Origin of the sequence: Pseudomonas sp. WP18, assembly GCF_036689585.1 — a bacterium.
Lineage (GTDB): Bacteria > Pseudomonadota > Gammaproteobacteria > Pseudomonadales > Pseudomonadaceae > Aquipseudomonas > Aquipseudomonas chlororaphis_E.
The window spans coordinates 1996399-2018496 of the sequence record NZ_CP144758.1; the positions used below are offsets into that span (position 1 = coordinate 1996399).

At 63.4% G+C, this 22098-nt stretch carries 22 protein-coding genes and 1 tRNA gene; 13 read left to right on the forward strand and 10 right to left on the reverse strand.

Annotated elements, in window-relative coordinates; all coding sequences use genetic code 11:
* Positions 1-123 precede the first annotated feature (123 nt).
* The 5 genes from V5F23_RS08770 (at position 124) to V5F23_RS08790 (ending at position 4691) form a co-directional block, all read left to right on the forward strand.
* A complete protein-coding gene (locus V5F23_RS08770) occupies positions 124-558 on the forward strand; it encodes a response regulator (RefSeq protein WP_212803577.1) in 435 nt (144 codons plus the stop codon).
* Between the two features lie 113 nt (positions 559-671).
* Positions 672-1286, forward strand: coding sequence for a response regulator transcription factor (locus tag V5F23_RS08775; protein WP_042732779.1), 615 nt, complete (start codon positions 672-674; stop codon positions 1284-1286).
* Between the two features lie 160 nt (positions 1287-1446).
* Positions 1447-2313: a pirin family protein gene (locus tag V5F23_RS08780; RefSeq protein ID WP_047737364.1), complete on the forward strand. Its 867-nt coding sequence runs from the start codon at positions 1447-1449 to the stop codon at positions 2311-2313.
* Between the two features lie 214 nt (positions 2314-2527).
* A complete protein-coding gene (locus V5F23_RS08785) occupies positions 2528-3970 on the forward strand; it encodes a mechanosensitive ion channel family protein (protein WP_042732781.1) in 1443 nt (480 codons plus the stop codon).
* Between the two features lie 280 nt (positions 3971-4250).
* Positions 4251-4691, forward strand: coding sequence for a carboxymuconolactone decarboxylase family protein (locus V5F23_RS08790; RefSeq protein ID WP_212803578.1), 441 nt, complete (start codon positions 4251-4253; stop codon positions 4689-4691).
* Between the two features lie 59 nt (positions 4692-4750).
* Here V5F23_RS08790 and V5F23_RS08795 read toward each other — a convergent pair whose 3' ends face one another.
* Complete coding sequence (locus V5F23_RS08795; protein ID WP_212803579.1) at positions 4751-5902, reverse strand: MFS transporter; 1152 nt, start codon at positions 5900-5902, stop codon at positions 4751-4753.
* A gap of 130 nt (positions 5903-6032) precedes the next feature.
* Positions 6033-6686: a carboxymuconolactone decarboxylase family protein gene (locus V5F23_RS08800; RefSeq protein ID WP_042732209.1), complete on the reverse strand. Its 654-nt coding sequence runs from the start codon at positions 6684-6686 to the stop codon at positions 6033-6035.
* Between the two features lie 173 nt (positions 6687-6859).
* On the opposite strand from V5F23_RS08800, the gene V5F23_RS08805 reads away from it, so the two are divergent.
* Positions 6860-7852 (forward strand): diaminopimelate epimerase, encoded by a 993-nt coding sequence (locus V5F23_RS08805; RefSeq protein WP_212803580.1) that lies wholly within the window; start codon positions 6860-6862, stop codon positions 7850-7852.
* Between the two features lie 197 nt (positions 7853-8049).
* Here V5F23_RS08805 and codA read toward each other — a convergent pair whose 3' ends face one another.
* The 4 genes from codA to V5F23_RS08825 form a co-directional block, all read right to left on the reverse strand.
* Positions 8050-9297 carry a cytosine deaminase gene (codA, locus tag V5F23_RS08810; protein WP_212803581.1) on the reverse strand — a complete coding sequence of 416 codons (1248 nt, stop codon included), beginning with the start codon at positions 9295-9297 and terminating at the stop codon, positions 8050-8052.
* 125 nt (positions 9298-9422) lie between these two features.
* Entirely contained in the window at positions 9423-10274 is an 852-nt protein-coding gene (locus V5F23_RS08815; RefSeq protein WP_123578633.1) for an alpha/beta hydrolase, read from the reverse strand.
* Positions 10275-10490: 216 nt separating this feature from the next.
* Positions 10491-10847 carry a 6-carboxytetrahydropterin synthase QueD gene (gene queD / locus V5F23_RS08820; RefSeq protein WP_003203918.1) on the reverse strand — a complete coding sequence of 119 codons (357 nt, stop codon included), beginning with the start codon at positions 10845-10847 and terminating at the stop codon, positions 10491-10493.
* A gap of 83 nt (positions 10848-10930) precedes the next feature.
* Complete coding sequence (locus tag V5F23_RS08825; RefSeq protein ID WP_123578634.1) at positions 10931-12010, reverse strand: patatin-like phospholipase family protein; 1080 nt, start codon at positions 12008-12010, stop codon at positions 10931-10933.
* A gap of 241 nt (positions 12011-12251) precedes the next feature.
* Here V5F23_RS08825 and V5F23_RS08830 point away from each other — a divergent pair, with 241 nt between their 5' ends.
* The 6 genes from V5F23_RS08830 (at position 12252) to V5F23_RS08855 (ending at position 18400) form a co-directional block, all read left to right on the forward strand.
* On the forward strand, positions 12252-12560 hold the full coding sequence (locus V5F23_RS08830; RefSeq protein WP_042728342.1) for a PepSY domain-containing protein: 309 nt from the start codon (positions 12252-12254) through the stop codon (positions 12558-12560).
* The gene (locus V5F23_RS08835; protein WP_042728343.1) at positions 12560-12871 is read left to right on the forward strand and encodes a PepSY domain-containing protein; all 312 of its coding nucleotides are present in this window, start codon (positions 12560-12562) and stop codon (positions 12869-12871) included. Before V5F23_RS08830 ends, V5F23_RS08835 begins: the two co-directional genes overlap by 1 nt.
* Positions 12871-13539: a response regulator transcription factor gene (locus tag V5F23_RS08840; RefSeq protein ID WP_042728344.1), complete on the forward strand. Its 669-nt coding sequence runs from the start codon at positions 12871-12873 to the stop codon at positions 13537-13539. The genes V5F23_RS08835 and V5F23_RS08840 overlap by 1 nt, the downstream gene beginning before the upstream one ends.
* A 10-nt stretch (positions 13540-13549) precedes the next feature.
* Positions 13550-14863: a sensor histidine kinase gene (locus tag V5F23_RS08845; RefSeq protein ID WP_047737350.1), complete on the forward strand. Its 1314-nt coding sequence runs from the start codon at positions 13550-13552 to the stop codon at positions 14861-14863.
* A 282-nt stretch (positions 14864-15145) separates the two neighbouring features.
* Positions 15146-16462, forward strand: a complete 1317-nt coding sequence (locus V5F23_RS08850) for a Na+/H+ antiporter NhaC family protein (RefSeq protein ID WP_161796091.1) — start codon at positions 15146-15148, stop codon at positions 16460-16462.
* A 258-nt stretch (positions 16463-16720) separates the two neighbouring features.
* Entirely contained in the window at positions 16721-18400 is a 1680-nt protein-coding gene (locus tag V5F23_RS08855; RefSeq protein ID WP_042728347.1) for a methyl-accepting chemotaxis protein, read from the forward strand.
* A gap of 375 nt (positions 18401-18775) precedes the next feature.
* Here the strand turns inward: V5F23_RS08855 and yegQ are convergent, their stop codons facing one another.
* Positions 18776-20095 (reverse strand): tRNA 5-hydroxyuridine modification protein YegQ, encoded by a 1320-nt coding sequence (gene yegQ, locus V5F23_RS08860; RefSeq protein ID WP_047737346.1) that lies wholly within the window; start codon positions 20093-20095, stop codon positions 18776-18778.
* 147 nt (positions 20096-20242) lie between these two features.
* Between yegQ and V5F23_RS08865 the strand changes: the two genes are divergently transcribed.
* The gene (locus V5F23_RS08865; protein WP_042728349.1) at positions 20243-21304 is read left to right on the forward strand and encodes an AI-2E family transporter; all 1062 of its coding nucleotides are present in this window, start codon (positions 20243-20245) and stop codon (positions 21302-21304) included.
* Here V5F23_RS08865 and V5F23_RS08870 read toward each other — a convergent pair.
* From V5F23_RS08870 to V5F23_RS08880, 3 genes are all read right to left on the reverse strand, one after another.
* Positions 21301-21483, reverse strand: coding sequence for a hypothetical protein (locus tag V5F23_RS08870; RefSeq protein ID WP_042728350.1), 183 nt, complete (start codon positions 21481-21483; stop codon positions 21301-21303). The genes V5F23_RS08865 and V5F23_RS08870 overlap by 4 nt on opposite strands.
* 88 nt (positions 21484-21571) lie before the next feature.
* Positions 21572-21766, reverse strand: a complete 195-nt coding sequence (locus V5F23_RS08875) for a hypothetical protein (RefSeq protein ID WP_042728351.1) — start codon at positions 21764-21766, stop codon at positions 21572-21574.
* A 245-nt stretch (positions 21767-22011) separates the two neighbouring features.
* Positions 22012-22087, reverse strand: a tRNA-Asn gene (locus tag V5F23_RS08880).
* Positions 22088-22098: the final 11 nt, after the last annotated feature.

A 22098-nucleotide genomic window follows, 5' to 3' on the forward strand; every position in this document is an offset into this window, starting at 1 on the left:
AATGCGTCCTTCTTCAATTTGGGAATAGTCCTACAGCGCCTCTCAAAAGCTTCCTCTAGCCTGACGCCCCTTACTGTTTACGAGCCGGTTCCCGCCGGGCGCGTTGCTATTGGAATGCCTGCCATGCCGAATAAAGCACTACGTATCCTGATTGCCGACACTCAACATACCCATCGAATCGTGCTGGAACGCCTGTTCAATCAACAGGGCTACTTCCGGATTGTCCCGGTGAGCGACGTGCAAGCGCTGCTGACGTTGGTGGAGTACGGCAGCGAGCCCTTCGACCTGGTGGTGGTCAACGCCGGGCTGGCGGAGGGGGCGCTGGACCTGCACGATTTCATCCTCTACAACCCGCAGGTGCGTCACGCCATGCTCTACAACGTGCAGCAGATCGGCCTGTCGCCGGTGCCCGCCGTGCGCCGTTCCAGCCTGCACCTGAGTCACGCCCCGTTGCCTGACCTGGCCGCGTTGCGGCGGGTGACGGAGCGGGTCGATCCCCCGGCCAGCGAGCCGATGCAACCCTGGGGACGGTCCTTGAGGCAAGGCCGTGGTGGTTGAGGTGGGCCGTTGGTCCGCACTGTCGGCCCTGACAGGTGGCAAGGCCAGTCACCTGTGGAACAGTCCGCTGCAAACATGGCATCGGCGCCTTTTATATTGACTGGGGAACAGCCTTGAAAGACGTATTGATCGTGGATGACCACCCTGTGATCCGAGGGGCGCTGCGGCTCATTTGCCAGAACGAAGGCTTCCACCGTGTCAGGGATGCCAGTGGCGTGGCCGATGCCAGGGACCTCATCAAGGAGGGCGCGCCAGACCTGGTGATCCTCGACCTGGTGATGAACGGTTTCGACGGTCTGGACCTGCTGGTCTGGATCATGGGCCAGTTTCCCGCGTGCAGCGTGCTGGTGTTCACCGCCCAGGATGCCCAGCATTTCTGCAACCGTTGCATCTCGGCCGGAGCGCGGGGCTTCGTGACCAAGAAAAGCGACCTGAAGGAACTGATCAAGGCCATCCATGCGTTGAAGTCCGGCTATGCCTACTTTCCACAATTGTCCGTGCGCCTCGACTTCCAGCAGCGCACCGAACAGCAGGCCCTGGAAAGCCTCTCCACGCGGGAACTGTCCATCTTGCGCATGCTGGCGATGGGGATGCGCGGCAAGGACATTGCCGAAAGCCTGTTCCTGAGCCCCAAGACCGTCAGCACCTACAAGACCCGCCTGTTGGAAAAGCTCGGGCTGAAATCGCTGGTGGGGCTCTCGGATTTCGCCAAGCGCAATCATCTCTAAGCACTTTTTGCCAGGCAGCGGCGGGCGTGAACGGGCTCGCGCCCACAGGGGGATCGTTCTTTTAATGGAACGCTAAAGCTGGTTTTTGCGGTCTAGTGCGTCAAAGGGTTGGGTTTTAAGCTGTGTCATCGAATCGCTACCCCTGATTGGGAGACACGGCATGAAAAACATCATTGGCCTCTACACCAGCCCCCGACCGCATTGGGTCGGCGATGGCTTCCCGGTCCGCACGCTGTTTTCCTACGACCACCTGGGCAAGCACATCAGCCCGTTCCTGCTGCTGGATCACGCGGCCCCCACCGAATTCGCCCCCACCACTGAACGGCGTGGGGTCGGCCAGCACCCCCATCGCGGCTTTGAAACCGTGACCATTGTCTACCAGGGCGAGCTGGAACACCGTGACTCCACGGGCAGCGGCGGCAAGATCGGCCCCGGTGATGTGCAATGGATGACCGCCGCTTCCGGCATCATTCATGAGGAATTCCACTCCGAAGCATTCGCCCGGCAGGGCGGGTTCATGGAGATGGTCCAACTGTGGGTCAACTTGCCCGCCAAGGACAAAATGGCCCCGGCCGGCTACCAGACGATCCTCAAGGCCGACATTCCCAACATCGCCCTCAAGGACGACGCCGGCAGCCTGCGCCTGATCGCCGGGCAATTCGACGGACAGCAGGGGCCGGCCAGGACGTTCACGCCCATCGACGTCTGGGACATCCGCTTGAACGCCGGCAAGACCCTCACCCTTGACCTGGTCGAAGGTCACAACACGGCCCTGGTGGTGCTGCGCGGTTCGGTCCAGGCCAACGGCCGCGAACGGGTCGAGGCCGGTCAACTGGCCCTGTTCGATCGGGCCGGCGACCAGTTGAGCCTGCACGCCAATAACGAGGCGGTGGTGCTGCTGCTCAGCGGCGAGCCCATCGACGAGCCGATCGTCGGCCATGGTCCGTTCGTGATGAACAGCGAGCAGGAAATCCACCAGGCCTTCGGCGATTTCCATTCCGGGCGCTTTGGGCGGATGGAGGGTTGAAGCGCACAAGTGTTGCAGATTGAATAACTAACGACACCGATCCATTGTGGGAGCGGGCTTGCTCGCGAAGGCGTAGTCACAGTCGACATCTTTGTCGAACTTGCCACCCTCTTCGCGAGCAAGCCCGCTCCCACAATGGGGTTTCGCGGTGTCTTCTACAGGCTGCGCAATCTGTGCCACTCTTGCCGTCGATGACCTGCCTGGAGCTGTCCCGATGCTGTCCTTGATCTCCGACCACCCGTTGCTCTGTGCCCTGGTGTTGCTGGTGCTCGACCTGCTGTTGTGGCGACTGGTCAGCGCGCAGCGGACCTATTGGAAAATCGGCACGCGGCTGGTGATTTTCTCGTTGTTCAGCGTGCTGCTGTTCAACGAAGGCCTCAACCCGATGGTGCCGGCGCAGTGGGTCGACGACGTGCCCCGGCATCTGGCGGCCACCGGTTTGCAGATTGCCTGGTGGTTGTTTGCCGCGCGGACCCTGACGGAGTTGATCGGTGCGGCGATGATGCAACGGGTCGGCCACACCGGGCGGTTGCTGCAGGACCTGCTCGGCGCGGTGATCTTCCTGATCGCTGTCATCGCGGCCCTGGCCTACGTGCTGGACCTGCCGGTCAAGGGCGTGCTGGCGACGTCCGGCGCGGTGGCGATCATCGTCGGCCTGGCCTTGCAGAGCACCCTGAGCGATGTGTTTTCCGGAATCGTGCTCAACACCACCAAGCCTTATCAACTCGATGACTGGATTTCCATCGACGGCACCGAAGGCCGGGTCACCGACATCGACTGGCGGGCCACGCGGTTGCAGACCTCCCAGGGCAGCATGGCGGTGATCCCCAACTCCCTGGCGGCCAAGGCCAAGATCATCAACTTCAGCCGGCCCAGCGACGTGCATGGTTTGTCCATCAGCGTCCAGGTCAGCCCGCACGCCCGGCCGCAAAAGGTCATCGAAGCGCTCGAGCGTGCCATGATCGGCTGCCGTGCGTTGCTCGCCAGCCCGGCACCCTGCGTGACGCTCAAGTCCTCCGGCAGCAGCGGGGCGGAATACGAAATCAGCGGGTTCGTGGCCTCGATGGGGCAAAAGCGCGACGTGCGCAATCAACTGTACGATCTGGCGTTCCGGCATCTGCGGGCGTCGGGCATCAGCCTGTTGTCCACCACGGAAAGCGCGTCGGCCAGCGCGTTCTCGCGGCCCAGGGCATTGCTGGAAAGTTCGAGCATTTTCTCCACCCTGCGCCAGGAGGAAAAGGACACCTTCAGCCAGAACATGACCCTGCAGACCTTCCGCCCCGGCGACATGATCCTGCCGGCGGGAGAGGTCAGCGATCACCTGTTCATCATCGAATCCGGCGTGGTCAGCGTCACCCTCGTGCGCAACGGCCTGACGCTCGAAGGCGGACGCATGGGCCCGGGGGAGGTCATCGGCGAAGCGGGCATCGTCGCCGAGCAAGCCACGCTGGCGAACTTTTCGGCGAAGACGTTCTGCAGCCTTTATCGCATCGAGAACACCTACCTCAAGCCGTGCCTGGAGGCCCGTCGTGACATCAGCGATGCCATGAAGAACCTGCTGGACGTGCGCATCCACCTGGCCGAGAACCTGACGCGCGAAGCCCCCAAGCCGATCGCCAAGAAGCGCTTTCTGCAGTGGCTGCGTAGCCGGGCTTGAGCGAATCCTGAAGTTGCCCCGCCCCCCTGTGGCGAGGGAGCTTGCTCCCGCTGGGTTGCGTAGCGACCCCAGAATCCTTGCGCCTGCTGCGCAGTCGAGCGGGAGCAAGCTCCCTCGCCACAGGGGCGATATTTGCCAGCCCTTTTTGGTTCATGGCCCCTGCGCATAAGTCGCGCCGATGGGCCCATTGGCTACCCGAACTTCCCAACAATTGGCTATTTGTCTTGCGCTATTGCAGGGCTAACGTAGCGCCACACCCACCTTTGTTCTGGAGTTCACCATGCAACCGCGCATCGATTTCTACACCGCTTCTCCTGACGCTTTCAAAGCGATGTTCGCCCTGGAAACCGCCGTCTCGAAACTGGGCCTGGAAAAATCCCTGATCGAACTGGTCAAGCTGCGTGCCTCGCAGATCAACGGCTGTGCCTTCTGCATCGACATGCACACCGCCGACGCCCGCAAGGACGGCGAGACCGAACGGCGCCTCTACGCCGTCACTGCCTGGCGCGAGGCGCCGTTCTTCACCGGCCGCGAGCGCGCCGCACTGGCCTGGACCGAAGCCCTGACGCGCCTGAGCGACACCCACGCACCGGACGCCGACTACGCTCTGCTGAGCGAACACTTCAATCCCAAGGAAATGGTCGACCTGACCGTGGCGATCAACGCCATCAACGGTTGGAACCGTTTGGCGGTCGGTTTCCGCAAGATGCCCGAGGCTTAAGCCCGCGCGGGTGATCGAGCCCGACAGCGATCCGTGGGGCATGAAGGGCTGGCCAGGCCTCAGACCTTGAGGACCTTGCCGCTGGCTGCCACCGCCACCAGCGCCAGCGCGATCAGCCCGAAGGCCACGCTCAGGCTGCTGCCATGGGCCACGAAACCGATCAACGCCGGGCCGGCCAGGATGCCGGCGTAGCCAATCGTGGTGATGGCCGGCACCGCGATGGCCTCTGGCATCAGCGTCTGCTTGCCGACCGCGGTGTACAGCACCGGCACGATGTTCGAACAACCGGCCCCCACCAACGCATACCCCAGCAGCGCCGCTTGCCACATTGGTGCCAGGGTTGCCAACAGGAACCCCGTCGCTGCGAGGGTCCCGCCGTAGATGATGATGCGTTTGGGTCCCAGGCGACGCACCACGGAGTCGCCTGTCAGCCGGCCCACCGTCATGGTCAGCGCGAACGCGGCATACCCCAGCCCGGCATAGGCCGTCTCCACGCCACGTTCGGTGGTCAGGAACACCGCGCTCCAGTCCAGCACAGCGCCTTCGGCCAGGAACACGATGAAACACAAGATGCCGATAAACAGCACCACGCCGTGGGGAATCGCAAACGCCGGTCCCGAGCTCTCGCTGCCATAGGGCAGCAAGTGCGGCGCGGCCTTGAACAACGCCACCAGCAACAAGGCGTTGACCACCAGCGTCGCCCCCAGGGGCGACAACCCCAGGCCGAGCAGCGCGCTCACCCCGGCGGCACCGACGATCCCGCCGAGGCTGAACATGCCATGGAACCCCGACATCATGGTCTTGCCGCTGGCCCGTTCGACGATCACCGCTTGCAGGTTCACGGTGGAGTCCACGGTACCGAGCCCGGCACCGAACAGGAACAAGGCCGCCACCAGCCAGGGCAATGAAGTCATCGTCGCCAGCAGCGGCAGCGCCAGGCAGACCAGGATCGTGCCGCCACTGAGCACCCGGCGGCAACCGAACCGCGCCGCCAGCGCACCGGAAATCGGCATCGCCAGGATCGAACCCACACCCAGGCACAACAACAGCAGGCCGAGTGTGCCTTCATCCAGGTTCGCCCGTGCCTTGGCGTAGGGCACCAGCGGTGCCCAGGCCGCAATGCCCACGCCGGCGATGAGGTAGGCAAGGCGGGTGGACATCTGTTCCAGGCGTCCGGGGACAAAAGTGGGCGGAGGGGTAATGGCGGTCATGAATCGTCCTTGGTTTTCGGGCAGTGCGGTCGGGTGACGCAGGCAAGGGGCCTATGCTTGCATATCCACTGACCGCACCGCGACCCCAAGGTGCCAGAACGCCGCCGTATCCTCCTTGCATCCGGTGGCTTTAGCGTTCCTCGAACAATTGGATACGCGCCACCTGGTCCGCCTCGATATCCAGAGCGAGGAGCGCGGTCAGGGATGCGGGCTCATCGATGCATTCGACGATCACCCTTCGCGCCGACGTGGCATGGGCCGACAAGTGCTTGGCCCGGCGCAGCGCGCGCTTGACTGCGGGATCCACCGGTATCGGTGGCCGGCCTTTGCGCACGTTATCGCAAAAGGTCAGGGCGACCTCGCGTGGGGTGGGCGGCGGCGGTGAAGCCAGGCCAAGCTCCGCGAACAACCGGTTGAGCTGATCGGCGGTGGAAACGGCCCTGGGGAAACCGGTGAACGCCGAGGCTTGCACCACCAGTTCGACGATTTCCCCCGGCGCGAGGCCGGACGCCAGACCGGTCCTGAAATGCACGCTCAGGGGCGGCCCGACCATGCCGGCCGCAACGATGGCGGCCAGCGTTGCGCCTTCTCGCAAGCGTGGGTCGAGGCCGGGGCGACTCTGCAGATGACCGTACACCACGCCCACCGCCAGTTCGCCGAGTGCCGGCGCGGTGTGGAACAGGGCATCGAGGCGCGCGCCACCGTCGGGCACCAGTTCGATGAAATGTTTGCGGCCTTCGCTGTAGAGCTCGGCCATGGGGCTGGAAGAGGCTTTGCGGGTCATGGGAGGGGCGTCCTTGTGCCTGGGTTGGAAGAGCCAAAATACGGGTTCCCCTGGTCAGTGCGCACCTGTCGGAACTGACAGGTTACGACCGCTGTTTTTGCGTGTATGAGGTGTGCTTTTGGGGCTTGGGCCCTTAAAGTGGCGGCTCATCTGGCAGCTTCCGGACCCGATTCATGACGCAGTTCTATGATGCACGCGGCAATCTCTACGGGGTGGTTTCCCCGCAACAGGTGCGGGCTTGCGGTGTGGCCTTGCCGCCGACGGCGGCCCTTGCCGCACAGGTACGAGAAATTTGGGCTGCGGCGGCGATACAGGCGTTCTGTGCCTGGGCGCCGGGCGAGAAGCCGGCGGGGGCCAAGGACCATCGCAGCGACGGTCTGTTGATCGGGCCCTTCCAGGAGAAACCACCGTTCGATGTGTTGATCGTCAACACCGACGGCACCCTGGCCGAACGCAGCGGCAACGGTCTGACGATTTTCTCCCAGGCGCTGCGAGAGCAGGGCTTGATGCCGGACGATGGCGAATGTGTGCTGCAGGTTCATCATGACAAGCGCCAAGGCTTTTCACCGTTGCAGACTTCGGTGCGTGCCGCTGAGTTCGAGGGCCTGCAAGGCTTCTGGCTGGACCTGGGGCAGCCACTGTTCGGGCCGCAGGCAGTGGGTGCCCAAGGGGTGGACAGTGTGACCTTCGATCAACGAGACCTCAGTCGAGTACCTGCGCTCTGTGAGTTGAACCCGGCCTGGGGCCACAGTCAGTTCGTCAACCTGGGCAACCCGCACTGCGTGACGCTGGTGGAGGATGCCGAGGCGTTGCCGGCCAATGCGCAGATGGGCGCTGCGCCACTCTTGCAGGAACTGACCCGCATCGCGTTCGCCGCGCCCGGTGGCGACGGGGTTCCCTGTCCGCTGGGGGTGAACCTGCAATGGGGCTGGCGCGAAGCCGAAAGGCGACTGGCGGCCCGGGTGTTCGAGCGCGGCGAAGGGCCCACCGCCTCCTCGGGCACCAGTGCCAGCGCCGTGGCCTGCGCCGCGTGGCGGGTGGGTTGGGTGACAGCGGGGCCGGTCAGCGTAGTGATGCCGGGCGGCACGGCGCCGATTCTGTTGCAGGAAGAGAGTGGAGAGTTGGTGCGGGTGAGTCTGTTTGGGGCGGCCAGGGTCATGCCTTGAGGGAGTCGTGAGGCTGATGGCCTCATCGCGAGCAGGCTCGCTCCCACAGTGGATCTTCAGTAGTCATCAATCTGATGTACAACGCTGAACCCCTGTGGGAGCGAGCTTGCTCGCGATAGCGCCGGATCAGTCACCCCAGTATCAATTGATAGACCGCCATCGCGAGCAAGCTCGCTCCCACGGGACGGCATCAGAGGTCAGTCCAACTGCGTTCCGAATTCCACCACCGGCATCTGCCGCTTCATCAGCACCTCGCCATTGCGAATCGAGTACAGCGGCAACCCCTGGCTGCGGATCATTTCATAATCGCTGTCGGCCGAGAGGATCAGCAGGTTCGCCGGGCGTCCGGGTTCCAGCCCGTAGCGCTCGCCCAGGGCCATGGCCTTGGCGCTGTTGTCGGTGACCAGGTCGAGGGCGCTCTGCAGGTTGCGGTAGCCGAGCATGTGGCAGATGTGCAGCCCGGCTTCCAGTACCCGCAGGATGTTGCCGTTGCCCAGGGGGTACCACGGGTCGACGATCGAATCCTGGCCGAAGCACACGTTCATCCCGGCTTCGAGCAGTTCGTTGACCCGCGTGACGCCGCGGCGCTTGGGAAAGGTGTCGAAGCGGCCTTGCAGGTGGATGCTCTCGGTGGGGCAGGACACGAAGCTGATGCCCGAGTGCCCGAGCAGCCGGAACAGTTTGGCGCAGTAGGCGTTGTCGTAGGAGCCCATGGCAGTGGTGTGGCTGGCGGTGACCCGAGCGCCCATGTCGCGGCTGCGAGCTTCCTCGGCCAGCACTTCGAGGAAGCGCGAATGCGGGTCGTCGGTTTCGTCGCAATGCACATCCACCAGGCAACCGGTGCGTTCGGCCAGGTCCATCAAAAATTTCACTGAACTGACGCCCTGGTCGCGGGTGTACTCGAAGTGCGGGATGCCCCCCACCACGTCGGCGCCCATGCGGATCGCTTCTTCCATCAACTCGCGGCCGTTGCGGTAGGACTCGATGCCTTCCTGGGGGAACGCGACGATTTGCATGTCGACCAAATGGCGGTTCTCTTCGCGCACCTGCAACATCGCCTTGAGGGCGGTGAGCTGGGGATCGGTGACATCGACGTGGGTGCGCACATGCTGAATGCCGTGGGCGGCGAGGGCCTGGAGGGTTTTGCGCGCGCGGGTCCGGGTGTCTTCCTCGGTGATGGTGGCCTTGCGTTCGCCCCAGCACTCGATGCCTTCGAACAGCGTGCCGCTCATGTTCCAGCGCGGCTCGCCGGCGGTGAGGGTGGCGTCCAGGTGAATGTGCGGCTCGACGAAGGGCGGCACCACCAGGTTACCGCCGGCATCGAGGTCCTGAGGGCCCAGGCTGGGGGCCTCGGTCTGGCGGGCGACGCTGGCAATCAGGCCATTTTCCAGGTGCAGTTCATGCAAGCCTTCGTGGTTGCGCAGGCGGGCGTTGATGATGTGCATCAGGCGAGTCCCTTTCAGAGGTCTTGGAGTGGCGCGTCAGCGGAGCGAGCCCCCATGGCGCTGATCAATAGCACATACGCCAGAGAGTGGCGAGTGCCCTTTACGCAGTACATCGCGCGCGACGGTCAGCCCCGCGTCCCGGACACTGGGGTGTCCGCATTGGCGCCTATATATCGCAACACCGCCGCCACGATCGCCTCTGGCGCGTCCTCCTGGACAAGGTGCCCGGCATTGGGGACGGGCAGCAGTTGTGCGCCCGGAATCAACCGTTGCAGGGCCTGGCCGCGTTCGATGGGGATCCATTGGTCATTCTCTCCCCAGAGAATCTGCGTCGGGCAACGTACGCTGGTGTACAACCCCTCGACTTCGCGGGTGTAGCGCTCGTCCATTTGCGCGATCTGCCGATAGAACGCCGCCTGGCCGGTCTCGCCGAGCCAGGGCTGGACGTAGGGCGCCAGCTCCCGGTCCGGGATGTCCCGTTCGATCGCGCCGCGGATATAGGTCGGCACGATGGCCCGCTGGATGTAATCGGGCAGGCCGTTAAAGGCCGCTTCGTGCTGACGAACGTGCTGCACGAAAGGCGAGCCCCAGGGCGATAGCGCCACCGGGTCGATCAGCGTCAGGCTGCGGTAGTTCTTACCATTGAGCAGATGCGTGCGCAGCGCGGTGGCGCCGCCGAAGTCATGGGCCACCACATCCGGGCAGTCCAAGCCCCAGTGCGCCAGCAACTGCGCGAGCAATGGGTTCTGCACGCCGAGGGACACATCGGCATCGGGTTGCGCGGATTGGCCGTAGCCCAACAGGTCGAAGTAATGCACCCGGTGGGTGGAAAAGAAGAGCGGGGCGATCCGGTGCCACACATAGGACGAGAAGGGCGTTCCATGGACAAACACCAGCGGTGGCCCGTCACCCTGGATGGCGTAGCGAATGGAATGTCCGTTGAAGTCGTATACCTGATCCAGCTGCCAGTCGGTCATGGTCGATGCTCCGCCGAGAAGGGTTCAGGGGGTAGAGCATAGGCCAATGCAGGATGGCAGGAGAGCACAGTTGTGGCGAGGGAGCTTGCTCCCGTTGGGCTGCGCAGCAGCCCCGAAAGCGGCGACAACGATCGACCTGACGACACAGCCCCAGGCTTAAGGGCCGCTTCGCGGCCCAGCGGGAGCAAGCTCCCTCGCCACGGGAACAGCGTGGGGTCACTCGCCGTGATAGATGCAGCCGCTGGTGCAGGTTTCATGGATGCGAATCGCGCTGAGTTCCGGCAGCAATGGCTTCAGCTCGTTCCAGATCCACTTGGCCAGTACTTCGCTGGTGGGGTTTTCCAGGCCGGGGATGTCATTGAGGTAGTTGTGGTCCAGACGCTCGTAGAGCGGCTTGAAGATCGCCTTGATCTCTGAAAAGTCGCGGATCCACCCGGTATGCGGGTCGATGTCGCCGCTCAGGTGGATCGCCACCTTGAACGAATGCCCGTGAAGGCGCCCGCACTTGTGGCCGTCCGGCACGTGGGGCAGGCGGTGGGCGGATTCGAAGGTGAATTCTTTGAAAATTTCCACAGGTTCGGGCTCTTTGAAAGATCAGTCGCGAGGCAGGCGGCGCAGTTTATCAGGTTGCCAACGGTGGTGCGCGGCCATGCTGACTAAAGGGTCAGCAATCGCTCGGCCAGGCCACCGTTGACGGTCAGCTCGAGAAACTCGTCACCGAGGCGGCGACTCTCGTCCATCGCCTTGCGCCAGTAGGTGCGGCGGCTCGGGTCATCGCCCATGAAACGCTTGAAATCGTTACGGTCTGGCAGTTTGCCGTAGGGCAGGCGAGCCAGGTATTCCCGTGACGGCGCCAGTAACAGCACGTCCTGCAGGCGTTCGACGCTGGCCCGACGCCAAGGCAGGCCTTTGTCGAACCAGCCGGGGATGACCCGGTCGGTGAAGTGCGGGTACAGCACGATGTCGTTGCCGCTGTAGGGCAGGTCGAGGTGATAATCCAGCAGGCCACCGTCGCGGTAGGTGCCGGCGCCGGCACCGGGCAGGTCGCGCACCCCCTGCATCACCATCGGGATCGAGCCCGATGCCAGCAGCGCTTGGCGCAGGTTCGAGGCGTCCAGCGGCACGAAGCGGGACGGAAAGTCCTCCAGCGGATGCAGCGGCGGAGCCCGGCGCGGGTCGTGGATGATCAGGCGTTCGAAGTGCCTTGAAAGCCTTGCACGGCCGCGCAGGTTGTCGGCAATCACCGACGATAACCCCAGGCCCAGTCGCCCGCGATGGTCCTGTGCCAGCCAGCCGTGGCTCTTGACCACCATGATGTTGAGCCGGTAGTGCGGGGTTTCGAGGATCGTGTTGTCGCGGCCTTCGAGCAGGTCGTCGAGCATGCGTTGCGAGCTCTGGCTGACGCCGGCCATGGTCACGCCCTTGGCGAAGCTCTGTTCGTTGTACAAGGTGCCCAGGCGTCGGATTCCCTCGGCGGCATCCGGCAGGCAGGCACTGGCGAAGCGCCAGGAACCCACCGAGGCCCCGATCAGCGAGCGTTCCCGGGGCGCGGCAGGCAGCCACTCGCCGAACAGCGCCAGGTCCAGCCCCTGGATCCCCAGGGCTTTCGGGCCCCCGGCGGCACCTGGCAACGTGCCGACGTCGGCGGCATTCAGGCCGGCCTGGCGGATGCGTGCGAGCGCACGAGGGCCGGCCTTGAGGGTGAGGGCGGGGAACTTGATGTGGATGGCTGTCATACCGGTCTCGTGACTTGGGCAAGCGAAGGATTATAGCGACACACTCTATCTGTGGGAGCGGGCTTGCTCGCGAATGGGGTGGGCCAGCTTGCATCGATGTTGGATGTACTGACGCCTTTGCGAGCAAGCCCGCTCCCACAGGGATCGCGACTTTGACCTGGGTTCGATGATGGCAATTCAGTTTCAGTTAAGTTCACCCCGATACAGTTCCAAGGTGACGACTATAAAAAGGAGACAACCCATGAACCGCCTGACTGCCTTATTCATCGCGACCCTCATGGCCTTCAACGCGGGCCTGGCTCACGCTCGCGACTTGGGGGCCGATGAGTCCCGCAAGCTGCAAGACGCTGGTACCATCCTGAGCTTTGAAAAACTCGACGCCGCCGCCCTGGCCGAACACCCGGGTGCCACCGTCACCGACTCCGAGTTGGAAGAAGAGTACGGCAAGTACATTTACCAGGTGGAGCTGCGCGATCCCAAAGGCATCGACTGGGACCTGGAATTGGACGCCGTCACCGGCAAGGTACTCAAGAATCATCAGGATACGTAATGAAGCTTAATTTACGCGCCCGCAGCCGCTGGGCGCTGGCGCTGCTGGCGGTCTGTTCGGTGGTGGTGGCCCGGGACCTGGACCAGGACGAAGCCCTGCACCTGCGTCAGCAGGGCGTGATCCTGCCGCTGGAGCAACTGCTGCAACAGGCGCTGGACCTTCATCCCGGGGCCAAGCTGCTGGAGGCCGAGCTGGAAGAAAAGCACGGCGTCTATATTTACGAGGTCGAGCTGCTGGACACCGACGGCGTCGTGCGCGAACTGGACCTGGAGGCCGCGACCGGCCGTTTACTCAAAGATAAGGAAGACTGATGCGCCTGCTTCTGGTGGAAGATCACGTTCCCTTGGCCGACGAGCTGATGGCCGGGCTGACACGGCAGGGCTACGCCGTCGATTGGCTCGCCGATGGGCGCGACGCGGTGTATCAAGGCAGCAGTGAGCCCTATGACCTGATCATCCTCGACCTGGGCCTGCCGGGCGTGCCGGGCCTTGAGGTGCTGGCCCAATGGCGTGCCGGTGGCCTGGCCACGCCGGTGTTGATCCTGACCGCGCGCGGTTCGTGGGCCGAGCGCATCGAAGGCCTCAAGGCCGGGGCCGACGATTACCTGACCAAGCCTTTTCATCCCGAAGAACTGCACCTGCGGATCCAGGCGCTGCTGCGTCGCTCCCATGGCCAGTTCAACCAGCCGACGCTCCAGGCCGCCGGGCTGCACTTGGACGAGGGGCGTCAATGCGTGATCCGCGACGGCACCGACATCCAGTTGACCGCCGCCGAGTTTCGGCTGCTGCGCTATTTCATGCTGCACCCCGAGCAGATCCTGTCCAAGAGTCATCTCGCCGAGCACCTGTACGACGGTGAAACCGAGCGCGATTCCAATGTGCTGGAGGTCCACGTCAATCACTTGCGACGCAAACTGGGCCGCAGCGTGATCGAAACCCGTCGCGGCCAGGGTTACCTGTTCGGCGGGCAGGCCCAATGAGCGACCTGCCGTGAGATCCATCCAGCGCCGCCTGAGCCTGGGCCTGATCGGTGTGATGGTGGTGGTGGGCCTGGTCCTGGCCCAAACCAGCCTGTGGCTGTTCGAGTTGGGTTTGCAGCGTTACCTGGAAGCCGGGTTGCGCAACGACAGCGAGAACCTGCTGGTGGCGTTGGTGCGTGGCCCGCAGGGCCTGCAACTGGATGAGCGACGCTTGTCGCCGGCCTACCAGCGGCCGTTTTCCGGGCATTACTTTCGCATCGATTTTGCCGATGCCCACTGGCGTTCCCGCTCGCTGTGGGACCAGGAACTGCCCCGGCTCGACCATCCGGGCCTGCACAGCAACCTGCAACTGGGCCCCGAGGGCCAGAAGCTGCTGGTGTTGCGCACCGATTACCGGCGCCTGGGCCAGGCGATCTCCATCAGCGTCGCTCAGGACTACACCCCCGTGCGCGACAGTTTCCGCCGGATGCAGCAGATCGGCCTGGGCCTGGGGTTGGCGGGGCTGCTGCTGATCCTGTTGCTGCAACGCCTCACCGTGCGTCGGGCCTTGCGCCCGTTGGACCGGGCCCGGGAGCAGATTGCGCAGTTGCAACGCGGCCAGCGTTCGCAGCTCGACGAGCAGGTCCCGCGCGAACTGGAACCGCTGGTGGCGCAGATCAACCATCTGCTGGCCCACACCGAGGACAGCCTCAAGCGTTCGCGCAATGCCCTGGGCAATCTCGGCCATGCCTTGAAAACACCCTTGGCGGTGCTGCAAAGCCTGGCGTCGAACGAGAAACTCGACCCGCACCCCGAATTGCGCAAGCTGTTGCTCGAACAACTGGAACAGGTACGCCAGCGCCTGAACCGTGAGCTCAATCGCGCCCGGTTGGCCGGCGATGCGTTGCCCGGCGCCCACCTCGATTGCGACGCCGAACTGCCTGGCCTGCTGGCGACGCTCAATATGATCCACGGCGAACACTTGCATTTAAGTTACCTCGGCCCTCCTGGCCTGCACCTGCCATGGGACCGCGAGGACCTGCTGGAACTGCTGGGCAACCTGCTGGATAACGCCTGCAAATGGGCCGACGCCGAAGTGCGCCTAACGGTGACCGAGACGGCCGGGGGATTCAGCCTGGCCGTGGAAGACGACGGCCCAGGCATCCCTGAAGACCGCCGCGACCAGGTGTTCAGCCGTGGCACCCGACTGGATGAACAGACCGATGGCCATGGCCTGGGGCTGGGGATCGTGCGCGACATCGTCGACAGCTGGGGCGGCAGGCTGGTGTTGGACGCCAGTGAGTGGGGTGGGTTGAAGGTGGTGATCGAACTGTCCAAGCGCTGAAGCCTGCACTTGCCACTGTGGGAGCGGGCTCGCCTTTTGTGGCTGGCACAAATCCCCCTGTGGGAGCGGGCTTGCCCGCGAAGGCGGAGTGTCAGTCATGAATGTTTAGCTGATACACCGCCTTCGCGGGCAAGCCCGCTCCCACATTTGACGGAGAGAGGCCCGGCGCTTTGTGGCTGGCACAAATCACCACCTTGGCCCTTGCAGCTTGCCGCCGCTTCCTGCAAAGTCGCGCCCTTTTTGTCCGGTGGCTTTCCATCGCTGTGCTTTGAGGTAACGATGATAAATGCAGTAATTGCCGCGGTTGGCATCATGCTGGTGCTCAGCTTGTCTCGTGTGCATGTGGTAATCGCGCTGATCATTGGCGCGCTGGTGGGGGGCTTGACCGGGGGCTTGGGCATCGACGCGACGCTCAAGGCGTTCAACGCCGGCCTTGGGGGCGGTGCGACGGTGGCGCTGTCCTACGCGTTGCTCGGCGCGTTCGCCGTGGCGATTGCCAAATCCGGCATGGCCCACGCCCTGGCGGACAAAGCCCTGGCCATGGTGGACCGTCAGGACGCCGCCGGCGGGTCCGGCGTCAAATGGGTCCTCATCGGCCTGTTGGGCACCGTCGCGGTCGCCTCGCAGAACATCCTGCCGATCCACATCGCCTTCATCCCGCTGCTGGTGCCACCGCTGCTCTATGTGCTGACCAAGCTGCAACTCGATCGCCGGTTGATCGCCTGCGTCATGACCTTCGGCCTGATCACTCCCTACATGTTTTTGCCGGTGGGCTTTGGCAACATCTTTCTCAATGAAATCCTGCTCGCCAACATCGCCCGCAGCGGTGTGGACGTCAGCGGCATCAACGTCACCCACGCCATGGGCATCCCGGCGTTGGGCATGGTGTTCGGCTTGTTGCTGTCGTTGTTCAGCTACCGCAAGAAACGCGTCTACGACCTGAAGAAAATCGCCCGGGTCGAGCAAGTGGCGGTGCGCTACAACCCGATGAGCCTGATGGTGGCCGGGTTGGCCGTGGCGGCGGCGTTCGCCATCCAGTTGCTGGTGGACTCGATGATCATCGGTGCCCTGGTCGGCTTCCTGATTTTCTCCCTGTCGGGCGTGGTGCGCTGGCGTGAGACCGACGACCTGTTCACCGAAGGCATGAAGATGATGGCGATGATCGGTTTCATCATGATCGCCGCCTCGGGGTTTGCCGAAGTGATGAAGGCCACGGGTGAAGTCCAGAGCCTGGTGGAGGCCTCGGCGGCCTGGATCGGCCACAACAAGGGCATCGGTGCGCTGATGATGCTGCTGGTCGGGCTGCTGGTGACCATGGGGATCGGTTCGTCGTTCTCCACGGTGCCGATCCTCGCGACGATCTTCGTCCCGCTGTGCCTGCAACTGGGCTTCAGCCCACTGGCGATCGTCTGCATCGTCGGCACCGCCGGTGCCCTGGGCGATGCCGGCTCGCCTGCCTCGGACTCGACCCTGGGCCCGACCTCCGGCCTGAACATCGACGGCCAGCACCATCATATCTGGGACACGGTGGTCCCGACCTTCATCCACTACAACCTGCCCTTGCTGGCGTTTGGTTGGGTGGCGGCGATGGTGTTGTAAGGGATATTCAAACAGGCTCAGGACCGAGCCGAACCCTTCGCGAGCAAGCCCGCTCCCACAAAAGATCTGCTGTGAACACCCAATAGGTGCTGCCAGCAGTCCAGTGTGGGAGCGGGCTTGCTCGCGAAGAGGCCATTAAATCCGATGACAAATCGGTAGACCATTCGCGCCAAGCTTTTTCACCTTGTCCTACAGTTTTGCCGTGCGCTGCCGCTAACCCAGCTAACCACGCCAATAACACCAACAAGAGTGAACAGCATGCGCCTGAGCCTGAAGGCTAAAGTCCTGTCCCTGGCAATACTGCCGGTCCTGTTGTCTGCGGTGATCATCAGCCTGACCACGGCCTTCATCCTAACGGAGCAGGCCGGCAAAGAGGTGCAGCAGACGCGCGAACGCCTGCTCGCGGAGGCCAAGGCGACGCTGCAGAACTACGTGGCGGTGGGGTTGACCGCCATCAAGCCGCTGTACGATGCCGCCGCTGCCGGTGACAACGAGGCGCGGGCCCAGGCGATCAAGCTCCTGTCGAACATCAGCTACGGCAAGGACGGCTACTTCTTCGGCTACGACTCCGAGACCGTGCGCCTGTTCAAGGCCAACAGCGCCGACGGCGTGGGCAAGAGTTTCAAGGACAACCGCGATCCCAACGGGGTCTACGTCAACCGTGACCTGGTGAAAGTCGCCAAGGACGGTACCCACTACCTCGAATACAGCTCGCCACTGCCCAACAGCCAGGAACTGGTGCCCAAGCTCGGCTACACCGAATACCTGCCCAAGTGGGACATGGCGGTCGGTAGCTCGGTCAACCTGGACGGCATCGAAGCCCAGGTCGCCCTGGTGGAGACCAAGGTCCATGAACGCGTGCAGGGTGTGATCCTGAGCATCGTCGGCATCGCCGCCGTGGTGTTGCTGGTGATTGCCGTGGTGGGCCTGCTGCTGGCGAACACCATCCTGCGGCCGCTGCACCTGATGAAGGACAACCTCGATGACATCGCGGCGGGCGAGGGCGACCTGACCCGGCGCCTGGCGATCACCAGCCAGGACGAGCTCGGCCAACTGGCCGGTTCGTTCAACCGCTTCGTCGACAAGATCCACGGCCTGGTGCGGCAGATCACCGACATGACCTCGCAACTGACCGGGCTGGTGACGCAAGTGTCCGAGCAGGCCCAGCGCTCGGAGCAGGCCATGGAGCGCCAGCGCCACGAAACCGACCAGGTCGCCACGGCGATCAACGAAATGTCTTCGGCCGCCCAGGAAGTGGCACGCAGCGCCCAGGGCGCGGCCGTCGCCGCCCAGCAGACTGACGAAGAAGGCCAGTCGGCCAAGCGCGTGGTGGCCGGTAGCATCCAGCAGATTCATGCGTTGGTGAACGATATCCGCAGCAGCGGCGTGTCCCTGGACAGCCTGCAACAGGACGTGTCCTCGATCGTCAGCGTGCTCGGGGTGATTCGTTCGATTGCCGAGCAGACCAACCTGCTGGCCCTCAACGCCGCCATCGAGGCCGCGCGTGCCGGGGAGGCGGGGCGTGGCTTCGCGGTGGTGGCCGATGAGGTGCGGGCCCTGGCCAGCCGGACCCAGCAAAGCACCCAGGAAATCCAGGGCATGATCGACCGCCTGCAATCAGGCACCCATGCTGCCGTGGAGGCGATGCGCCGCTCCAGCGAGGCCGGCGACGGCACGTCGGTGCGGGCCAACGAGGCGGGCGCGTCCCTGGACACCATGGCGCAGTTGATCGGCACCATCAACTCGATGAACGCCCAGATCGCCAGTGCCGCCGAAGAGCAGACCGCGGTGGCCGAGGAAATCAACCGCAGCGTGCATCAGATCGCCGTCGCAGTGGACAATGTTGCCGACGAAACCCAGCTCGGCGCCCAGACCTCCCGCAGCCTCAACGAGCTGGGCCAGCGCCTGGGCAAATTGGTCGGCCAGTTCCGCATCTGACCGGCTGGAGCTGCCGAAGGCTGCGATCTTTCGCGCCCGATCCAGATGTGACGCCCGGGCAGCCGGGCCCTATCGGTCGGGGAGGATCGCAGCCTTCGGCAGTTCCTGTCGCGGTCCAACGGCCAATACTGGCCCCAGTGGGAGCGGGCTTGCTCGCGAATGCAGCGTGTCAGGCAATGTATTCACTTCTGACACACCACTTGCTTTCACAAGGAATGGCGGCAGCACCAGGCCTAGGCTCTGTCTGAAAAGCCTTGATACTCGTTCATGCTGCGTTGAAAACCGGCTCGGAATGCTCATTTACTCCAGTAAACTCCGCTTCCTCTCCGGTTTTCGCCTTGCCTGACCTTCGTCTCAAGACTTTTCAAACAGAGCCTAGCGCACATCCCGCATCAACAACCCGAACTGCAGGTCCACCGCATCTGGAATCGGCACATACACCACGTGCCCGTCCCCCGGTGCGACGTCGATGCCCTGGCCTTTGATGTCCTGCAACTGGTGCAGGTCGAAATGAAAGTTGCCCTTGGGGGTCATCAGTTCCAGATGGTCTCCCAGGCCGAAGCGGTTCTTCACCCGCACTTCGGCCAGGCGCTCGCGCCGTTCGCCGGTCAGCTCGCCGACGAATTGCTGGCGCGCCGACACCGAACTGCCGTTCTGGTAGTTCTGATACTCATCATGCACATGGCGTCGCAGGAAACCTTCGGTGTAGCCGCGTTGGGCCAGGGATTCCAGGTCGGTCATCAAGGTGCGGTCGAAGTCGCGGCCGGACACCGCGTCATCAATGGCCCGGCGGTACACCTGGGTGGTGCGGGCGCAATAGAAGTGCGACTTGGTGCGGCCTTCGATTTTCAGTGAGTGCACGCCCATCCGCGCCAGCCGGTCGACGTGCTGCACGGCACGCAGGTCCTTAGCGTTCATGATGTAAGTGCCGTGCTCGTCCTCGAAGGCTGGCATGGATTCCTCCGGCCGGTTCGCCTCCTGGAGCAGGAACACCTGGTCGGTGGGGGCACCGATGCCCAGGGTCGGCTCGGGCGTATAGGTTTGCACGATGTCGCCCACCAGGTTCTCGGTGGCCGGCTGCGCCGAATACTTCCAGCGGCAAGCGTTGGTGCAACTGCCCTGATTGGCGTCGCGCCGGTTCAGGTAGCCCGACAGCAGGCAGCGCCCCGAATAAGCCATGCACAACGCACCATGGACGAAAACTTCCAGTTCCATGGCCGGCACCTGCTGGCGGATCTCGGCGATTTCCTCCAGGGACAACTCCCGGGACAGGATGATCCGGCTCAAGCCCTGTTGCTGCCAGAACTCGACGCTCGCCCAGTTCACGGTATTGGCCTGCACCGACAAGTGGATGGGCATCTGCGGGAAATGCCGGCGTACCAGCATGATCAACCCCGGGTCGGACATGATCAGCGCGTCCGGCGCCATGGCGATCACCGGCTCCAGGTCTTTGAGGAAGGTCCGCAGCTTGGCGTTGTGCGGGGCGATGTTCACCACCACGTAGAAGCGCTTACCCATGGCCTGGGCTTCGCGTATCCCCAGGGCCAGGTTCGCGTGGTCGAATTCGTTGTTGCGCACCCGCAGGCTGTAGCGCGGTTGACCGGCGTACACCGCGTCCGCCCCGTAGGCGAAGGCATAACGCATGTTCTTCAGGGTGCCGGCGGGGGCGAGCAGTTCAGGGGCGGCGAGGGTCATGGTGGCGTCGGTCGCAAAAAGCGGCGAGGGTACGCCACGCCGGACCGGGCCTTATTGATGTGGATCAAGGCACAAGCGCAGAACCGACGGCACTCCGGCGATTCCTGGCTGACTAATGTGTAACCCGCCTCAGGACATGGAAAGCTGATGAATCGAAAGATGCTGCAAAACAAATCCCAGATGCTGTTACTGGTCCTGGTCACCCTGGCTTTCATCTGGATCCTGTTGCCATTCTACGGCGCGGTGTTTTGGGCGGTGATCCTGGGCATCGTCTTTGCGCCGATGCAACGGCGGCTGCAACTGAAGTTCGGCTGGCAGCGCAACGTCACCTCGTTGTTCACCCTGAGCACGTGCGTGGTGATCGCGATTTTGCCGGTGATCGTCATCGGCTTGCTGCTGGTTCAGGAAGGCGCGGCGCTGTACAAGAGCCTGGAGAGCGGAGAGCTGGACATTGCCGATTACCTGGCCCGCTTCAAGGATGCGTTACCACCGTACTTCCAGCACCTGCTGGACCGCTTTGGCCTGGGCAACCTCAATGGCCTGCGTGACAAGATCGTCAAGAGCGCCATGCAAGGCAGTGAGTTCTTCGCCACCCAGGCGTTCAGCTTCGGCCAGGGCACTTTCCAGTTCCTGGTCAGCCTGTCGGTGATGCTGTACCTGCTGTTCTTCTTTCTGCGCGATGGCCCTGAGCTGGTGCGCAAGGTGCGTGCCGCGGTGCCGCTGGCCGAACACCAGAAGCGGCGCCTGCAGTTGAAATTCAACCGCGTGGTGCGGGCGACGGTGAAAGGCAACCTGCTGGTGGCGATCACCCAGGGCGCGCTGGGCGGGTTGATCTTCTGGATCCTGGGCATTCCGACGGTGTTGCCCTGGGCGGTGCTGATGGCGTTCCTGTCGCTGCTGCCAGCGGTGGGGGCAGGCCTGGTCTGGGCGCCGGTGGCCGTGTACTTCCTGCTCTCGGGGGCCATCTGGCAGGGCGTGGTGCTGATACTGTTCGGGGTATTCGTGATCGGCCTGGTGGACAACTTCCTGCGACCGATCCTGGTGGGCAAGGACACCAAGATGCCCGACTACATGGTGCTGGTCTCGACGTTGGGCGGGCTGGCGGTGTTCGGGTTGAACGGGTTCGTGATCGGCCCGTTGATCGCCGCGTTGTTCCTGTCGTGCTGGGCGCTGTTCGTCGAAACCGCGCCTCGGGTGCAGTTGCCCTAGGCGGTCAGCAGGTACGGGCCGATGCGTTGCGACATGGCCTGGGCGGCGGGCAGTGAAGTCAGCGGGCCGCTGATGGTTACGCCATCTTGCACCAGATACCAGCAGGCCAGCAGACCGCGCTCCCTGAGCGGGGCGGGGACGGCACTGCCAATGACAGACATGATTTGAACCTTGGGCATGGGAACCTCCATCAATCGATGGGGTTACCTTACGACTCAGCCGCGGTAACGAAAAATCAACCGGCTCAATAGTGGGAATCGATGTCGCTCAATCGACCACCAGATCGAGCATGTGCACCACTTCCTGCTCATGGAGCACGCCTTTGCGCACCAGGTTCTCCGCCAGCAGTGAAATGAACTTGGCGGTTCGGTGGCCTTCTAGGTGCTTGAGTTCTGTGAGCGCGTTGTAGACCTTGCTGGAAGTGCACAGGCCAACGATGCGATGGGGATTTTGCGTGGGCATAGCTTCGTCCTTGTTGTTATGAAGCTGTTGTTGACGGACAGCGTCAGTGTGCGGCACCGCCATGACGCTCACGTGACAGCCTGGGTTGCAGGAAAACAAAGCAGGATTCAGACCATAATGCCTTTTTGGCGCCGGATTATTGTTCCGGTAGCGACCTCGACGAGCTTTTTCAGCCAGCAGCGTTTTTCTTTGGCCCATGAAAAAGCCCCTGAACCTTTCGATTCAGGGGCTTTTTTATTGCTGTCTGGCTCCACGACCTGGACTCGAACCAGGGACCCAGTGATTAACAGTCACTTGCTCTACCAACTGAGCTATCGCGGAATGGCGCGTAT